Origin of the sequence: Azospirillum sp. ST 5-10, from assembly GCF_051225715.1 — a bacterium.
Classification (GTDB): domain Bacteria; phylum Pseudomonadota; class Alphaproteobacteria; order Azospirillales; family Azospirillaceae; genus Azospirillum.
On sequence record NZ_JBPJSP010000009.1, the window covers coordinates 126,405 to 141,038 of the forward strand.

Annotated in this window: 17 protein-coding genes; 6 read left to right on the forward strand and 11 right to left on the reverse strand. The window is 72.5% G+C overall.

All coding sequences use genetic code 11. The features are described 5' to 3' along the window. Positions 1-6 precede the first annotated feature (6 nt). The 10 genes from ACSBPG_RS12895 to ACSBPG_RS12940 all read right to left on the reverse strand — a co-directional run bounded on the left by ACSBPG_RS12895 (position 7) and on the right by ACSBPG_RS12940 (position 9,156). A complete protein-coding gene (locus tag ACSBPG_RS12895) occupies positions 7-723 on the reverse strand; it encodes a TerC family protein (protein ID WP_435537571.1) in 717 nt (238 codons plus the stop codon). 243 nt (positions 724-966) lie between these two features. Further along, positions 967-1,962 carry a GNAT family N-acetyltransferase gene (locus ACSBPG_RS12900; RefSeq protein WP_435537572.1) on the reverse strand — a complete coding sequence of 332 codons (996 nt, stop codon included), beginning with the start codon at positions 1,960-1,962 and terminating at the stop codon, positions 967-969. After that, positions 1,962-3,023, reverse strand: a complete 1,062-nt coding sequence (locus ACSBPG_RS12905) for a glycosyltransferase (RefSeq protein WP_435537573.1) — start codon at positions 3,021-3,023, stop codon at positions 1,962-1,964. Before ACSBPG_RS12905 ends, ACSBPG_RS12900 begins: the two co-directional genes overlap by 1 nt. Then, positions 3,014-3,880 carry a PIG-L deacetylase family protein gene (locus tag ACSBPG_RS12910; RefSeq protein WP_435537574.1) on the reverse strand — a complete coding sequence of 289 codons (867 nt, stop codon included), beginning with the start codon at positions 3,878-3,880 and terminating at the stop codon, positions 3,014-3,016. Before ACSBPG_RS12910 ends, ACSBPG_RS12905 begins: the two co-directional genes overlap by 10 nt. Positions 3,881-3,883: 3 nt before the next feature. Then, positions 3,884-4,798 carry a beta-xylosidase gene (locus tag ACSBPG_RS12915; RefSeq protein ID WP_435537575.1) on the reverse strand — a complete coding sequence of 305 codons (915 nt, stop codon included), beginning with the start codon at positions 4,796-4,798 and terminating at the stop codon, positions 3,884-3,886. Positions 4,799-4,801: 3 nt separating this feature from the next. Next, positions 4,802-5,581, reverse strand: coding sequence for a TIGR04290 family methyltransferase (locus tag ACSBPG_RS12920; RefSeq protein WP_435537576.1), 780 nt, complete (start codon positions 5,579-5,581; stop codon positions 4,802-4,804). Continuing rightward, on the reverse strand, positions 5,578-6,318 hold the full coding sequence (locus tag ACSBPG_RS12925) for a sugar phosphate nucleotidyltransferase (protein ID WP_435537577.1): 741 nt from the start codon (positions 6,316-6,318) through the stop codon (positions 5,578-5,580). Before ACSBPG_RS12925 ends, ACSBPG_RS12920 begins: the two co-directional genes overlap by 4 nt. A 27-nt stretch (positions 6,319-6,345) precedes the next feature. Beyond that, positions 6,346-7,434 carry a CgeB family protein gene (locus ACSBPG_RS12930; protein WP_435537578.1) on the reverse strand — a complete coding sequence of 363 codons (1,089 nt, stop codon included), beginning with the start codon at positions 7,432-7,434 and terminating at the stop codon, positions 6,346-6,348. Further along, positions 7,431-8,033: a histidine phosphatase family protein gene (locus ACSBPG_RS12935; protein WP_435537579.1), complete on the reverse strand. Its 603-nt coding sequence runs from the start codon at positions 8,031-8,033 to the stop codon at positions 7,431-7,433. The genes ACSBPG_RS12930 and ACSBPG_RS12935 overlap by 4 nt, the downstream gene beginning before the upstream one ends. A 13-nt stretch (positions 8,034-8,046) precedes the next feature. Then, on the reverse strand, positions 8,047-9,156 hold the full coding sequence (locus ACSBPG_RS12940) for an inositol-3-phosphate synthase (protein WP_435537580.1): 1,110 nt from the start codon (positions 9,154-9,156) through the stop codon (positions 8,047-8,049). Positions 9,157-9,409: 253 nt separating this feature from the next. Here ACSBPG_RS12940 and ACSBPG_RS12945 point away from each other — a divergent pair, with 253 nt between their 5' ends. Continuing rightward, positions 9,410-9,826 (forward strand): hypothetical protein, encoded by a 417-nt coding sequence (locus ACSBPG_RS12945; protein ID WP_435537581.1) that lies wholly within the window; start codon positions 9,410-9,412, stop codon positions 9,824-9,826. Between the two features lie 52 nt (positions 9,827-9,878). Beyond that, the gene (locus ACSBPG_RS12950) at positions 9,879-10,298 is read left to right on the forward strand and encodes a secondary thiamine-phosphate synthase enzyme YjbQ (RefSeq protein ID WP_435537582.1); all 420 of its coding nucleotides are present in this window, start codon (positions 9,879-9,881) and stop codon (positions 10,296-10,298) included. Positions 10,299-10,301: 3 nt separating this feature from the next. On the opposite strand, the gene ACSBPG_RS12955 is transcribed toward ACSBPG_RS12950, so the two are convergent. Beyond that, positions 10,302-11,552: a lytic murein transglycosylase gene (locus ACSBPG_RS12955; protein ID WP_435537583.1), complete on the reverse strand. Its 1,251-nt coding sequence runs from the start codon at positions 11,550-11,552 to the stop codon at positions 10,302-10,304. Between the two features lie 226 nt (positions 11,553-11,778). Between ACSBPG_RS12955 and ACSBPG_RS12960 the strand changes: the two genes are divergently transcribed. From ACSBPG_RS12960 to ACSBPG_RS12975, 4 genes are all read left to right on the forward strand, one after another. Then, a complete protein-coding gene (locus ACSBPG_RS12960; protein ID WP_435537584.1) occupies positions 11,779-12,081 on the forward strand; it encodes a hypothetical protein in 303 nt (100 codons plus the stop codon). A gap of 104 nt (positions 12,082-12,185) precedes the next feature. Continuing rightward, the gene (locus ACSBPG_RS12965) at positions 12,186-12,884 is read left to right on the forward strand and encodes a transporter substrate-binding domain-containing protein (protein ID WP_435537585.1); all 699 of its coding nucleotides are present in this window, start codon (positions 12,186-12,188) and stop codon (positions 12,882-12,884) included. After that, on the forward strand, positions 12,881-13,864 hold the full coding sequence (locus ACSBPG_RS12970) for a cation transporter (RefSeq protein ID WP_435537586.1): 984 nt from the start codon (positions 12,881-12,883) through the stop codon (positions 13,862-13,864). The genes ACSBPG_RS12965 and ACSBPG_RS12970 overlap by 4 nt, the downstream gene beginning before the upstream one ends. Beyond that, complete coding sequence (locus ACSBPG_RS12975) at positions 13,865-14,599, forward strand: DUF72 domain-containing protein (protein ID WP_435537587.1); 735 nt, start codon at positions 13,865-13,867, stop codon at positions 14,597-14,599. Positions 14,600-14,634: the final 35 nt, after the last annotated feature.

Genomic DNA, 14,634 nt, shown 5'->3' on the forward strand with positions numbered 1-14,634 from the left:
ACGTGCTCAGGTGATCTCCCGCACCTCTTCGGTCAGCGTCTCCTCGCCGCGGCCGGCGGCGCGGCGGGCCAGCAGATGGCCGATGGCGACCACCAGCACCGCGCCGATGATCGGCGCCGCGGTGTGCAGCCAGGCGGCGTTCGCCTCCACCCAGTGGTGGACGGTCGGATCGGTGACCATCACCTCGCCGGCGATGTAGCCGAGCAGGGCGGCGCCGAAGGTGACGATGATCGGGAAGCGCTCGATCATCCGCAGGATCAGGGCGGAGCCGAACAGGATCAGCGGGATGCTGATGAGCAGGCCGAGGATCAGCAGCACCACGCTGCCGTGCGAGGCGGCGGCGATGGCGATGACGTTGTCCAGGCTCATCACGACGTCGGCGATCACGATGGTCTTGACGGCGGCGAACAGCGTGCTGCCGGTCGCCAGGCCCTCGTGGTTCTCCTCCTCGGGAAGGATCAGCTTCACCGCGATCCACAGCAGCAGCAGGCCGCCGGCGATCTTCAGGAAGGGGATGGCCATGAGGTAGACGATGAACGTCGCGAAGATGACGCGCAGGCCGATGGCCGCCCCGGCGCCCAGGACGATGCCCATCTTTTTCTGATGATCCGGGAGCGAGCGGCACGCCAGGGCGATGACCACGGCGTTGTCGCCGCTCAGCAATATGTCGATCCAGATGATCTGGAGAAGCGCCACCCAGAAGGCGCTGTCGGAGAATTCCATGTCCTATCCCTCGTGTGCAGTCGCCTTCGCCGCGGGCACACACAGGAGGACGCGCCGGCCGAGAACGGCGGCAACGGCGGTTGGGCCATATCCGATGAACGGGGTCATCGGCTCCTCCAAATGCGTTCCGGCCCGTCGGCCAAAGGCAGGTGAAGGAATCCGACATCACGGTCGACGGCTCGACCGCCAGAGGGGCCCGGATCCGGTTCTGGTATACCGCATGCCTAATGCAGAGTCCACCGATTATCGGTGCCCTCCCCCATTCCCGTGTCCGGAAAACAGGGTGCGGCGGCGGCTCCAGCGGTCGACGGCGCCCCACCGGTACTTGTAGGGCTCCCGGCCCCGCAGGAAATGGAACTCGCGGTTCCCTTCCCGCAGCGCCTCCTCGACCGCGTGGCCGATGGCCAGCGTGCCGGGTCCCGCCTTGGCGAGTTCCGGCGCGAAGCCGCCGATGTAATAGTGGCTGCGTCCGCCCGACGCCAGCCCATAGTGCACCGCCGCCAGCCGGCCGCCGATCGTGACGGTGTGGAGGCGCAGCAGCCCGGCGGCGAGCAGCCGCGGCGCCGCCATGCGGTGGAAGGCCTGCACCCGCGGGTCGGCCAGCACGCCGCCTTCGCCGCGCGTGCGCCAGCGCGCGGCGTGAAGGGCGAACAGGCACTCCAGCGCGTCCGCCAGGGTCCGCGCGGTCGCCGCCGCGACGGCCCAGCCGCCCATCCGCTCGGCGCGGCGGCGGGTGTGGCGCAGGTTGCGCACCATGGCGGCGGGCAGCGCGTCCGCCAGCCCGCCGGAGGCGGGGAGCGGCAGCACCGGGCAGGCGTCGCAGGGAGCCGCCTCCTCGCGCCATCCCGCCGGTACCGGCAGCCGGCCGAGCGCCGACTCGGGATCGAGGTCGAAGAGGTCGACCCGTCCCTGCAGCCGGCCCAGCGCCGCCGCCGCCCCGTCCAGCAGGTCGGGCGGCAGCAGCGCGTCCTGCAGGTCGTTGAGGCCGGCGCCGAGGAGGCGCAGCACCCCGCCGTCCTCGTAGAGCGGCAGCAGGCCGGCGAGCCGGCCGTGGCGGCGTAGCGTCAGCACGCGCAGGACGCCGGGGCGGAAGGCGCTCCACCACGGCACCAGCCAGGCCGGTGCGACGAAGGGCGACGCGCCGGGCGTGCGGCGCCACAGCTCCTCCCACTCCGGCTCCAGGGCCGCCAGCGCCGCCTCGTCCCGCACCCACCGGGCGTCGGCGGCGGCCGGCGCCATCAGGCCGCCCCGGCCGCGGCGACCGGGCCGGCGGTCAACCCGTCGTAGAGGTCGAGATAGCGCTGCACCGTCCGCTCCAGGGAATGGCGCGCCCGCGCCGCGGCGCGGCAGGCGTCGGGATCGATGCGCTCGGCCTCGGCGATGGCGTCCGCCATCTCCTCGACGTCGTTCACCAGGAAGCCGGTCACCCCCGGCTCGACCACGTCGGCCAGGGCGCCGCTGGGGAAGGCCACGACCGGCGTGCCGCAGGCCAGCGCCTCCATGGCGACCAGCGAGCCGGTCTCGGCGATCAGGCTGGGGGCGAGCAGGCAGCGGGCCGCCCCGAGCATCCAGCGCTTGCGGGCGAAGGCCACCGGCCCGAGGAAGCGGCAGCGCGTGCCGTCGAGGCGCGGCTCGATCATCTCGCGGAAGTAGCGCCGGTGCTCGGGATAGGGCTGCACCTCGCCGGCCAGCAGGAACTGCACGCCGGCCCGCGCCGCCGCGTCGATGGCGAGATGGAAGCCCTTCTCCGGGCAGATCCGGCCGAGGCCGACGGTGAAGCGCCGTTTGGGGATGCGGATCGCCAGGCGGTCCAGGGGGACGCCGTTCTCGATGGGGTCGAGCAGGCGCAGGCCCGGCGGCGCCCCGCGGACCTGCGCCCGGGAGACGCCGTGCAGATGGGTGCCGGGGCGCGACGGCGTCAGCGCCGCGGCGGGATAGGCATCGAGCGGCAGGTGCAGGGTGACCAGGGCCGGCACCCCGGGCGGCGGCAGGTAGGCGTGGAAGTCGACACCGTGGAGGTGCACGAGATCGACGGGAAAGCGGGCCAGCGCCTGGGCGACCGCCGTGCGCACGCGGGCGTGGACGGTCGCCCGCATGACGTCGTCGACCGTACCGCTCACCCGCGGCACGGCGACCAGGGTGCCCGCCACCGTCGATCCCTCGCAGGCGACCACCACCGAGCGGTGACCGGCCTGCACCAGCCCCGCGTCGAGGGCGGCCAGCACCTGCTCCGCCCCGCCCACCGCGTCGGGACCGACGGGATTGAACGGATAGGCGACGCTGAGAACGGTCAGTGGCATCGCGCGTCCTCCAGTCCCAAAGCGGCCAGAGCCTCGTCGGCCAGCCGCCGCCAGTGCAGTCCGGTCATGGTGAATCCCCAGAGCTCGTACATCAGGGGCCCGCCGTGCGGGGGCCTGTCGAAGAGGTGGCGCGGGGCGGGACGGAAGCGCTCCGCGTCCACGGTGAACGGCGCCAGCACGCGGGCCTGGGAGACGTGGGCGTCGAGCATCCGGCGCTTCGCCGCGCGCGCGTCGGCGTCCAGCCGCACGACGCGGCCGGCATCGCCGCCGGGCAGAAACGCCTGCACCGCCATGCCCCCGTCGGCGGCGTGGTAGAACGGCATCTCGACGATGCGCGGCGCCGGCCCGCCGGCCCGCCGCAGCAGCGCGCAGGCGGCCCGGACGGCGAAGGCGGCGGCGTCGTGGTCGGGGTGGCCGCCCTCGTAGGCGTGGGTCAGCACGAGGTCCGGGCGCAGCGCCGCCAGCCGGTCGGCCAGGGCGCGCGACAGCGCCGGCAGGTGCAGGGCCGCCTCCTGGTCGATGCAGCCCAGCGTCCCGGCGCGGTCCGGCGGGACGCCGGCGGCCGCCAGCGCGGCCGCCAGCTCCTCCCGGCGCTTCAGCGCGTAGTCCGCCGCCGTGGCGCAGCCCGCCGCCGCCGCGTCGCGGCCGTCGCGCGGCGCGCCGTCGGTGAGATGGAGGAGGTGGAGATCGAGCTCCGCGTCAGGAGCGGTTGGTTCGGCCGCGCGTCCATGACGGCCGGCCGCCCACAGCAGCCCACCAGCGCCGATGGTCTCGTCGTCGGGGTGGGCGACCACCAGCAGGACCCGGCTGCGGCCGGGCGGCAGGGCGAGCGCGTCGGCGTAGGCGGGCGGCCCCATCGCTCAGTCCACGGCCTCGGCCAGGGAGTCCGCCGGCGCGTAGCGGCGCACCATGTCGGCGCAGAACTGGGCGAACTCCTCCTTCACCTGCGGCGGGCTGGTGTGGTGGGGCTCGATGCCGCGGTGCTCGGGGGTGAAGCAGAAGGTCACGGTGACGTCGAAGTCGGCCAGCGCGTCCATCTGCCGGTCGAACCAGTCGAGCGCCCCCTCGCGGTAGCTGTCGGCCCAGGACAGGCCGGTGCGCAGATAGGTGACGCCGAGGTCCTTCATGCGCATCACCGCCTCGTCCAGCCGGTGGTCCTGGAAATGGAACCACTGGCACAGACCCATCTCCGGCGCGAACTTGTGGAAGTGGCGGTAGGCCGGCTTCTCCGTGCCGTCCTCGCGCACCAGCCCCATGTAGAAGTGGCGGTAGTAGCTGGAGCCCTCGGCCTCGCGGTGGCGGGTGGTGGCCGGCCAGGCGCGCGGCAGGTCGAACAGGCTGTACCAGTGGATGCGCGGCGCCCGGCCGATCAGCAGTTCGGCGGTGCGCTGCAGCCCCCAGTCCTGGACCTCCTCGGCGCCGAAGGTGCTGACACCGACCTCCGACACCCACAGCGGCAGGTCGGTGACGGCGCGGATCTCGTCGAGCTTGGCCGGCCACTCGTGGATCTGCCAGTGGTTCCAGTCCAGCGGGAAGCCGTGCACCGCCACCGCGTCGAGCCGGTCGAGCACCCCTTGCGCCTTCATGTTGCCCATGAAGCCGGCGTCGATCGGCGAGGTGCCGCCCAGCACCTTGGGCAGGCGGGGATTGGCCTCGGCGATGGCGTCGGCGGCGCACTTCACCATGTCGGCGAAGCGCATCCATTCCGGATCGATCTGGAAATCCCAGTGGGACTTGTTGTTCGGCTCGTTCCAGAGCATCACCGCTTCGATCATGCCTCAGTCCTTCTGCTTGGGGCCGGGTGCGGGATGGACCGGCGCCGCCCACGGCGAGCGTTCGCCGACGCGGCAGAGGAAGACCTCGTCCTCGGGATGGCCGACCACCGCGAAGCCGGCCGAGCGCAGCATCGCCTCGGCGCCGGCGCGGTTGGGGATCCACCAGTTGGTGACGTCGCCGCAGTAGCGGTGCTCGACGAACGCCATCCGCGGATAGCCCGGCCGCTCGAAATGGTCCTGTTCCCAGAAATGATAGTCCTCGTTCACCGGCTCCACTTCCTGGGTGCCGCGCATCATCGACTGGAAGACCAGCAGGTCGCCGGCCACGTGCTCGCGGATCAGGTCGAGCGCCAGCAGCGGATGGCGGAGATGGTAGAAGACGCCCATGAAGAGGACGACGTCGAAGCGCTCGCCGAGCTGCGCCACGTCGTAGACCGACAGCTGCCGGAACTCGATGTCGGCCCCCATCACCTCGGCGGCGAAGCGGGCCTGGGAGAGGTAGGTCTCGTCGTAGTCGACGCCGAGCACGCGGGCCGCCCCGCGGCGCTTCATCTCGATGGAGTAGAAGCCGCCGTTGCAGCCGATGTCGAGCACGCTCTTGCCCGTCAGGTCCTGGGGGATGGCGTGGGCGAAGCGTTCCCACTTCACGCGGGGATAGTCGCCGAGGAAATGGTCCGGGGCCGTCTGCACCCCGTTGAGGTCGAGGTTGTGGAACCATTGGCCGAGCTCGCGCACCCGGCGTTCGATCGCATCCCGCGTCAGCACCTTGGTCTCCCTGATCATTCCGCCGCCTCCGGGAGGGAGCGGCTGAGAAGGCCGATGGCGGCGCGGTAGCCCTGGACGGTGCCGACGTCGACGTACGACGTTCCGGCGCGCACCGCCACCGCTTCCCCGCCCTCGGCGATGTAGGCGTTCACCAGCGTGCCCATGTACTCGTCCCGCTCGCCGCGCCGGCGCCACAGGGCGTGCAGGTCGTGGAACACCTGGCCGGGCATCTTGAAGGCCCCCCAGATCCAGCGGGTGCCGGCGTCCCGGCTCTTCACCCGGATCTCCACCACCCGGTCGGCGTCGCCGGTGACCACGGCGTCGAACAGCTCCGGCCGGTCGACGGGGAACAGCAGGAACGCCAGGCGGTCGTCGGGCAGGGCCGCCAGCGCATCTTCCGGGAACCACACCGTGTCGGGCAGGCCGATCAGCACCGGCTCCGACGGGTGGACCAGCGGCCGGGCCCGGAACAGCGCGTCGCACAGCCCGCCCGGGCGCGGCTGCACCACGTAGGCGAAGTCGGCGCCGTCGAGACGGGTCCCGTAGTATTGCAGGATGTCGAACTTGCCCGGCGCGATGACGAAGGCGATCTTGTCCGCGCCGCCGCGCATCATCCGCTCGACCAGGTACTCGCTGACGGCGCGCGGCCGCTCGACGCCGTTTTCCAGGCGGCTGCCGACGGGCAGCAGCTCCTTGGAAAAGGCGAGCGGCTGGATGCGCGTGCCGCTGCCCGCGGCCGGGATGATTCCCCACATGGTCGGATACCTTCCGGGTTGGCTGCCCTAGGCCTGACCGCCCGGCGCCGGGCCGCCGCTCTGGTCGAGGTGGGCGCGCAGTTCGGCCACGCGGCGTTCGGCGGTGTGCTCGGCCAGCGCCCGCTCGCGGGCCCGGCGGCCGAGGCTCGCCAGATGGTCGCGCGGCAGCGACAGGGCGGTGGTGACGTCGTCGGTCTCGCGGGCGACCAGGATCTCGCGGCCGGGCTCGAAGAAGCTTTCCAGTCCCTCCCAGGCGTCGGAGATGATGGCGGCGCCGCAGGCGGCCGCCTCGAACAGCCGGCCCGACGGGCACCAGCCCATGGCCTTCATGGCGGCGCGGGTGACGTTCAGGGTCAGGGTCGAGGAGGCGAAGAAGGCGGGATGGTCGGCCGGCGGCAGATGGCGCACGAAGAAGATGTTCTTCGTCCAGGGGAAGGTCTCGGGGTACTGGGCGCCGCCGATCACGAAGCGGCGCCGGCTCAGCCGGCGTGCCGGCTCGACGAAGAGCTGCTCCACCGCCTCCTGGCGGTCGGCGGCGTAGGTCCCGAGATAGGAGAGATCGCCCATGAACTCCTGCACCGCCTCGACCGGCCGGTGCACCTCCGGGTCGACCCAGCCGTAGAGCGGCACCGCCAGGCGGGCGCCGAGCCGGTCGCGCAGCGCGTCCAGCGCCCGGCCGCCGGTGTAGCTCAGCACCAGGTCGAAGCCGGCCAGCCCCTCCTCGGGCAGATAGTCCGGCCGCTCGCCGGCCTCCAGGCGGGCCAAGGTCACCGGCGTGTCGAGGTCGTAGAAGACCTTGCGCTGGGCGTTCGAGCCCAGCACCAGCAGCGACGCCGCCACCCCGTCCGGGCAGTAGGAGGTGACCATCGCCACGTCGGCGTCGGCCGCCTCGCGCTCGGCGCGGGATGCGGCGTCCTGCCAGTCGCGGTAGAGCACCAGATCACCGCCGGGGATCTCCCGGTAGTCGCGCGTGTCGGCGTAGTAGGGCACGTCGCGCTCGAAGAACACCACCTGATGGCCGCGCCGCGCCAGCGCCTTGACGAGGCCCCGCCACAAGGTCGCGTGGCCGTTGCCCCAGGACGAGCTGATGGTCAGCCCGAAGATCACGAACTTCATGGTCCCGCCCCCATGATGGCTGCATTGACCTGGAGGGCCCGCGGGCCCCACCCGTCGATGGCTAGAACACTGATGGCGGCCGGCGAGACGTCAATGCGCAGGAACAAATCGACGGGTACCCCGAGATAGTAGGCGAGTGCCGCGCGGATCGGGTCGCCGTGGCCGATCAGCAGGTGCACGCCGTCGGGATCCTCGTCGCACAGCGCGTTGATGAAGCCGCTCATGCGCGCCTGCACCTCGGCGATGCTCTCGCCGCCCGGCGCGCGGGCGCGGCCGCGCGCACCGTTCCAGCGCCGCCACCCCGGGTCCCGCTCCAGGTCGGCGAAGTCCTTGCCGGCCCAGGCGCCGAAGTCGACCTCGAGCAGCGCGTCGGCGCCGCGGACCGGCAGCCCCAGCGCGGCGGCGACCGGCGCCGCCGTCTCCATGGTGCGGCGCAGCGGGCTCGCCCACACGGCGTCGACGCGCCGTCCCGCGTAGTGGCGGGCCAGCGCCTCGGCCTGGGCGCGGCCGGCTCCGTTCAGCGGCACGTCCATGCGGGCGGCGAGGCCGCGGCCGACCCAGTCGTGGTCGGCGTGGCGGATCAGGTGGACGGCGGTCATGACGCCCCCGCGGTCAGCAGGGGTCGCCGGACAGGATGAAGCGTTCGGTACGCAGGCGCGCCTCGGCGTCGGTGAACTGCACCGGCGGCGACTTCATGAAATAGGCCGACGGGCCCTCCAGCGGGCCGCCGATGCCACGGTCCAGCGCCAGCTTGGCGCAGCGCACGGCGTCGATGACCACGCCCGCCGAGTTGGGGCTGTCCCACACCTCCATTTTCAGATCGATGTTGAGGGGAACGCCGCCGAAGGCGGTGCCTTCCATGCGGATGTGGCACCATTTGCGGTCCTCCAGCCACGGCACGTGGTCGGATGGCCCGATGTGGCAGTCGCGGGCCGCCATCGGTCGGCCGAGCTGGCTGGTCACCGCCCGCGTCTTGGAGACCTTCTTCGACTCCAGCCGCTCGCGCTCCAGCATGTTCAGGAAGTCGGTGTTGCCGCCGAAATTGAGCTGGTAGGTGCGGTCCAGGTGCACACCGCGCTCGCGGAACAGGTTGGCGAGCACGCGGTGGACGATGGTGGCGCCGACCTGCGACTTGATGTCGTCGCCGACGATCGGCAGGCGCTTCTCGACGAAGCGCCGCGCCCAGGCCGGGTCGGAGGCGATGAAGACGGGGATGCAGTTGACGAAGGCGCAGCCGGCCTCCAGCGCCTGCTCGGCGTACCAGCGCGTCGCCTCCTCCGAGCCGACGGGAAGGTAGGACACCAGCACGTCGGTGCGGGTGCGCTTCAGCACCGCCGCCACGTCGACGGGATCGCCGTCGGCCTCCGGGATCTCGCCGCGCAGGTACTTGCCGAGCCCGTCCAGGGTGGGGCCGCGCTGCACCGCGACGCCGAGCGCCGGCACCTCGGCGAAGCGCACGGTGTTGTTGGGCGGGGCGGCGATGGCCTCGCCGAGGTCGCGCCCGACCTTGGCGGCGGCGACGTCGAAGGCGGCGGAGAGGGTCACGTCGCCGACGTGGTAGCCACCCAGGCGCACGTGCATCAGGCCGGGCACGTCGGCGTCGTCCGGCGTGCCCCGGTAATGATGGATTCCCTGGACCAGGGCGGACGCGCAGTTGCCGACGCCGACGATCGCCACCCGCACCTTGGCGCCGCTGCCGGCCCCTTGCCCCTTGCTCGTCATGCCCGCCACCTCTTCCGTTCCGGCCATCGCTTTGCGCGGTGTTCCCTGGGTGAACGAAGCATGGGCAGTGCAGTTCCCGGCGTCACCCCACTCGAATGGGCAGCCCCGAGCGAGGCATGCGGAAGGTCAGAGGGCCGAAGGGCCGGCCGACGCGGCGCCGATCGGCCCCGTCGGCCCTTGTGTCCCTGGATTGCCGGTGGAACAATCGATCGGCCCGCGGTTCGCCACGCCGCCATCCCGGAGGAATACGCCCATGCGCAGCCTGCTCCTCGCCGCCGTCGTCGCCACCCTGCCGTTGCACGCCATGGCCCAGACGGCCGACCCCGCACCCGCCGCGCCGGCACCCGCCGAATCGGTGCCGGCCGAATCGGTGCCGGCCGCCGCCGAGGACTCCGGAACGGTTCTCATGGCGACCGCGGCCGGCGTCGTCGGCGGGTTGGTCATCGCCTATTTCCTGCCGCCCGGCGCCCTCGTCGCCGCCGGCAACGGCGTGATGGCCGGCCTGACCGCCGCCGGTGCCGCCATGAGCCAGGGATTCACGGCGGCCGGCGCCGCCATGAGCCAGGGCGTGAACGCCGCCGGCGCCGCCATGGGACAAGGCATGAACGCCGCCGCCGGCGCCATGGGCTCGTGGTGGGGCGGTGCCGCCCCGGCCGCGGCGGCGCTGTGACACCGGTCCCTCCCCTGCCCCCGGCAGGGGAGGGACACGCACGACGATCCCCATGCGCCAGTCGCTTACCACCCTGCCCGTCGACACCCACGGCCAGGGGCTGGTGGAGATCACCGCCCCGGTCGCCCGCTGGCTGGCGGCGCAAGGCGTCGGCACCGGCCTGCTGACCCTGTTCTGCCGCCACACCTCGGCGTCGCTGGTGGTGCAGGAGAACGCCGACCCCGACGTGCGCAGCGATCTCGAGCGCTTCTTCAAGCGGCTGGTGCGCGAGGACCCCGCCCTCTACGAGCACACCCTGGAGGGGCCGGACGACATGCCGGCCCACATCCGTGCCGCGCTGACCGCGGTGCAGCTCGCCGTGCCGGTGGAGGGCGGGCGGATGGTGCTCGGCACCTGGCAGGGGATCTACCTGTTCGAGCACCGCGCACGGCCGCACGCCCGGCAGGTGGTGCTCCACCTGCTGGGCGACTGACCGTCAGGTCGCGGCGCGCCGCAGGCGCTCCAGGAAGCCCTTGGTGGTGAAGCCGTCCGGCACCAGCCCGGCGGAGGCCTGGAAACGGCGCACCGCGTTGCGCGTGTTGGCGCCGATGATGCCGTCGACCGGCCCGGGCTCGAAGCCGAGCGCCGCCAGACGCTGCTGCACCTCCATGCGCTCCTCCTTGGTCAGCGGCTGCTCGTGCCGCGGCCAGGATGCCTGGACGCCGTCACGCCCGGCGAGCCGGTCGGCCAGCAGGGCCACCGCCAGGGCGTAGCTGGTGGACGGGTTGTAGCGCATGATGGCGCGGAAATTGTCGCGCACGAGGAAGGCCGGCCCCTCGTGCCCGGCCAGCACGAGGATGGCGGCGCTGCCCTCTCCCGCCAGCGGCGCGCCGTTGACGCCGCGCACGCCCAGGCGGCGCCATTCGGCGATCGGCTTGGTGACCGTCAGTTCCGCCTCGTCGTAGGGGAAGCCGGCCGGCAGCGCCACCTCCTGCCCCCAGCGCTCGCCGGTCTTCCAGCCGTTGTGCTCGACGAAGCGGGCGGTGGAGGCGAAGACGTCGGCCAGACTGCCCCAGATGTCGCGGCGGCCGTCACCGTCCTCGTCGGCCGCGTGGGCGAGGAAGACGGTGGGCATGAACTGCGTCTGCCCCATCGCCCCGGCCCAGGAGCCGGACATGCGCTCCGGCGCGATGTCGCCGGAATCGAGGATCTTCAGGGCGGCCAGCAGCTCGCCGCGGAAATAGGCGGCGCGGCGCCCCTCGTAGGCGAGCGTCGTCAGCGCGTCGATGACGGAGAAGCCGCCGGTCTGCCGGCCGAAATCCGTCTCGATGCCCCAGAACGCCACGAGGATCTCCGGCGGCACGCCGGACCGCTGCGAGACGCGGCGCAGCAGGGCGGCGTTCTCCTGCAGCCGCTCGCGCCCCTGGCGCACCCGCTGGTCGGACACCGCGCTGTCGAGATAGGTCCACACCATGCGGGCGAACTCCGCCTGGTTGCGGTCCAGCTCGACCACCCGGTCCTGCAGCCGCACGTCGGCGAAGGCCTGGTCGAAGGTCGCCGCGCGGATGCCGCGCTCCAGCGCCTCCCGGCGCAGATCGGCGAGCCAGGACGGGAAGTCCTGCTGTTGGGGCGCCGCCACCCCGACGGCGGAGGTGGCGGCGACCGGCGTGGTTCCGGTCGTCTGGCAGCCCGCCAGGACGAGGGCGGCCAGAAGGATGCGGCAGGGAAGGGATGGGAACGGACGCATGCGCCTTGCACCGGTCATGGGAAACGCCGCCCAAGGTAGGGGCGCCGCTGCCGCGGCTCAATGGCGAAAGCGGCCCGGCACGGTGCAAGCCTCTGACATGTCAGCAGAAATATCGCTTGAGAACATTGCAGGAACTCACACCAATTCCCATATATCGGTCGTCCGGTCGGCCCTGCCGACCCACCTCTTTGGCAATGTTCGGAACCTTGTTCCGGAGAGTCCCGAAATGACGTATCTTCCCATGATCGACATGACGCCGCAGATTTCCATGCTTTTGGCGCGCGGCGCGCTGCGGCTTCTGCCGGGGCAGTGGGTTCGCAGCGGCAAGGGCCGCGGCCGTTACTTGCGCACCGATCCGCGCAGCGGCGTGACCTATGTCAGCTGGGTGCGGCCCGGCGACGACTGGGCAAGCGCCGCCAACCGCTTCCAGCGGGCCTGCCGCAAGGGCTTCGTCGGCAAGTACCGGCCCCTCTACGAGGCGGAGAAGGCCCGGCGTCTGCGCGACCGGGACGAGCGCGCGGCGGCATGAGACACCACCGCGCCTCCTTCTCCCGCGACGATGCCTGAGCCGGGCTGTTGACCCTCGGCAACCGGTCTGAACGAGGGGGTCGGTCTGAACGAGGGTGGGAGGTGATGGGCGCGATTCGGCTGTTCCTGACGCTTGTCCTGATGATCCCGGTGGCGGCGTGCGACCTGCCGCGCGATCCCGAGAGCACGCTGGATCGGGTGAACGGCGGCACGCTGCGGGTGGGAGTCGTCGGCGCCGCGCCCTGGACCGTCGTCGGGGACGGCGGGATCGGCGGCATCGAAGCGGCGCTGGTGAAGGACTTGGCCGCAGAGTTGGGCGCCCGCGTCCAATGGGTGCACGGCAGCCAGGGCGAACTGCTGGCGTCCCTGGAGCGTTTCGACCTCGATCTGGTGATCGGCGGCCTGACCGGCGACTCGCCGTGGAAACGGCGGGTGGCACTGACGCGCCCCTATCTCGCGGCGACCACCCTGGTCGGCGTGCCGCCCGAGGACCCGCCGCTCGACAAGCTCGACGGGGTCGAGGTCGGCGTTACTCCCAAAGGCGCCACCGCCGCCGCCCTGGAGGACGAGGGCGCGGTGCCCGTGCGGGTCGACGATCTGGCGGCGTTCGCCGGACCGGTGGCGGCGCCGGACTGGCGGCTGGCGCAGCTGGGCTACGCCGTCACCCCGCACACCCTGGCAACGACCCGGCACGTGCTGGCCGCACCGCCCGGCGAGAACGCCTGGATCGTCCGCGTCGAACGGTTCCTGTCGGACCGGGCGGCCGACGTCCGCGCCGCCCTGGCGGCGGGAGGAGCCGCATGAAGGGTCGGGACTTCGAATTCCCGCCCCACCAGGGACGCGCCCTGCGCCGGGCGCGCCGCCTGGAATGGTGGACCGTCGCCTATCTCCTCTCGTCCATCGTCCTGATGTACCTCGTGCTCGGCCAGTCGCAGGCGATGCGGACGGCGTGGTACGAGGACATCCTCAGCCTGATCCCGCCGGCGGTCTTCCTGATCGGCTCGCGGGTGGCGGAGTGGAAGCCGACCCGGACCTTCCCCTACGGCTGGCACCGCGCCACGTCGGCGGCCTATCTCGCCGCCGCCGCCGCGCTGTTTGCCATGGGGGGCTTCCTGGCGGTCGAGGCGGCGATGACGCTGCTGTCCGGCCGGCACCCCACCATCGCCACCGTGAGCCTGTTCGGCCATGACGTCTGGCTGGGCTGGCTGATGATCCCGGCCCTGCTGTACAGCGCCGTCCCCGCGGTGATCCTCGGCCGCATGAAGCTGCCGCTGGCCGACGACATCAACGACAAGGTGCTGTACGCCGACGCGCAGATGAACAAGGCGGACTGGATGACGGCGCTGGCCGGCATCGTCGGCGTGCTGGGCATCGGCTTCGGCTTCTGGTGGGCGGACTCGGCCGCCGCCGGGGTCATCGCGCTGGACATCCTGCACGACGGCTACCGCAACCTGAGGATCTCCGTCGCCGATCTGATGGACCGCGAGCCGCGCACCGTCGACGGTGCGCGCGCGGAACCGTTGCTGGGCCGCCTGCACGAGGCGCTGAAACGCTACGCCTGGGTCGGCGCCGTGGACGTCCGCCTGCGCGGGGAGGGCCACGTCTTCCTGGCCGAGGCCTTCGTCGTGCCGCGCGACCGCACCGACCTGCTGGACCGCGTTGCCCACCTCGCCGGGGAGTTGCGACGCCTCGACTGGCGCCTGCGCGAGGTGATCGTCGTTCCGGTGCGCACGCTGCCGGCCGATGGGGAGCGGGATCACGCCCGTGGCCGGGCGGCGCGGTAGATGCATCCGATCCGCATCGGCACGGCCGGATGGAGCGTCCCCAAGGCGGTGGCCGGCGCCTTCCCCATCGACGGCTCGCATCTCCAGCGCTACGCCCGGGTTCTTCCGGCGGTGGAGATCGACACCTCCTTCTACCGGCCGCACATGCCGGAGACCTACGCCCGCTGGGCGGCCGCGACGCCGCCGGGCTTCCGCTTCGCGGTCAAGCTGCCGCGCGCGGTGACCCACGAGCACCGCCTCGCCGCGGCGGAGGAACCGCTGGCCCGGTTCCTGGATGCGGCGGCCAACCTGGGCGACCGGCTCGGGCCGCTGCTGGTGCAGCTGCCGCCCAGCCTGCGCCACGACGCCGGCGTGGCGGCGGCGTTCTTCGCCACGCTGCGACGGCGCTTCGCCGGTGACGTGGTCTGCGAACCCCGCCACCCTTCCTGGTTCGCGCCGCAACCGGAGCGGCTGCTGGCCGACCACCGGGTCGCCCGCGTCGCCGCCGACCCGCCGCCCGCCCCCGGCGCCGACGTCCCGGGCGGCTGGGACCGGCTGGTCTATGTCCGCCTGCACGGCGCGCCGGAGATGTACCACTCCCCCTATGGCGCCGACGCGCTGGACCGGATCGCCGCCCTGCTGCGCGCCGACGCGGCGGCGCGCCCGGTGTGGTGCATCTTCGACAACACCGCGCTCGGTCACGCCGCCGCCGATGCCCTGGCGCTGCGCGACCGCCTGCCCGACGGGGTGAATTGACAGCGCCGCCGTTCCGGCGCTCCCATGGATGGAAA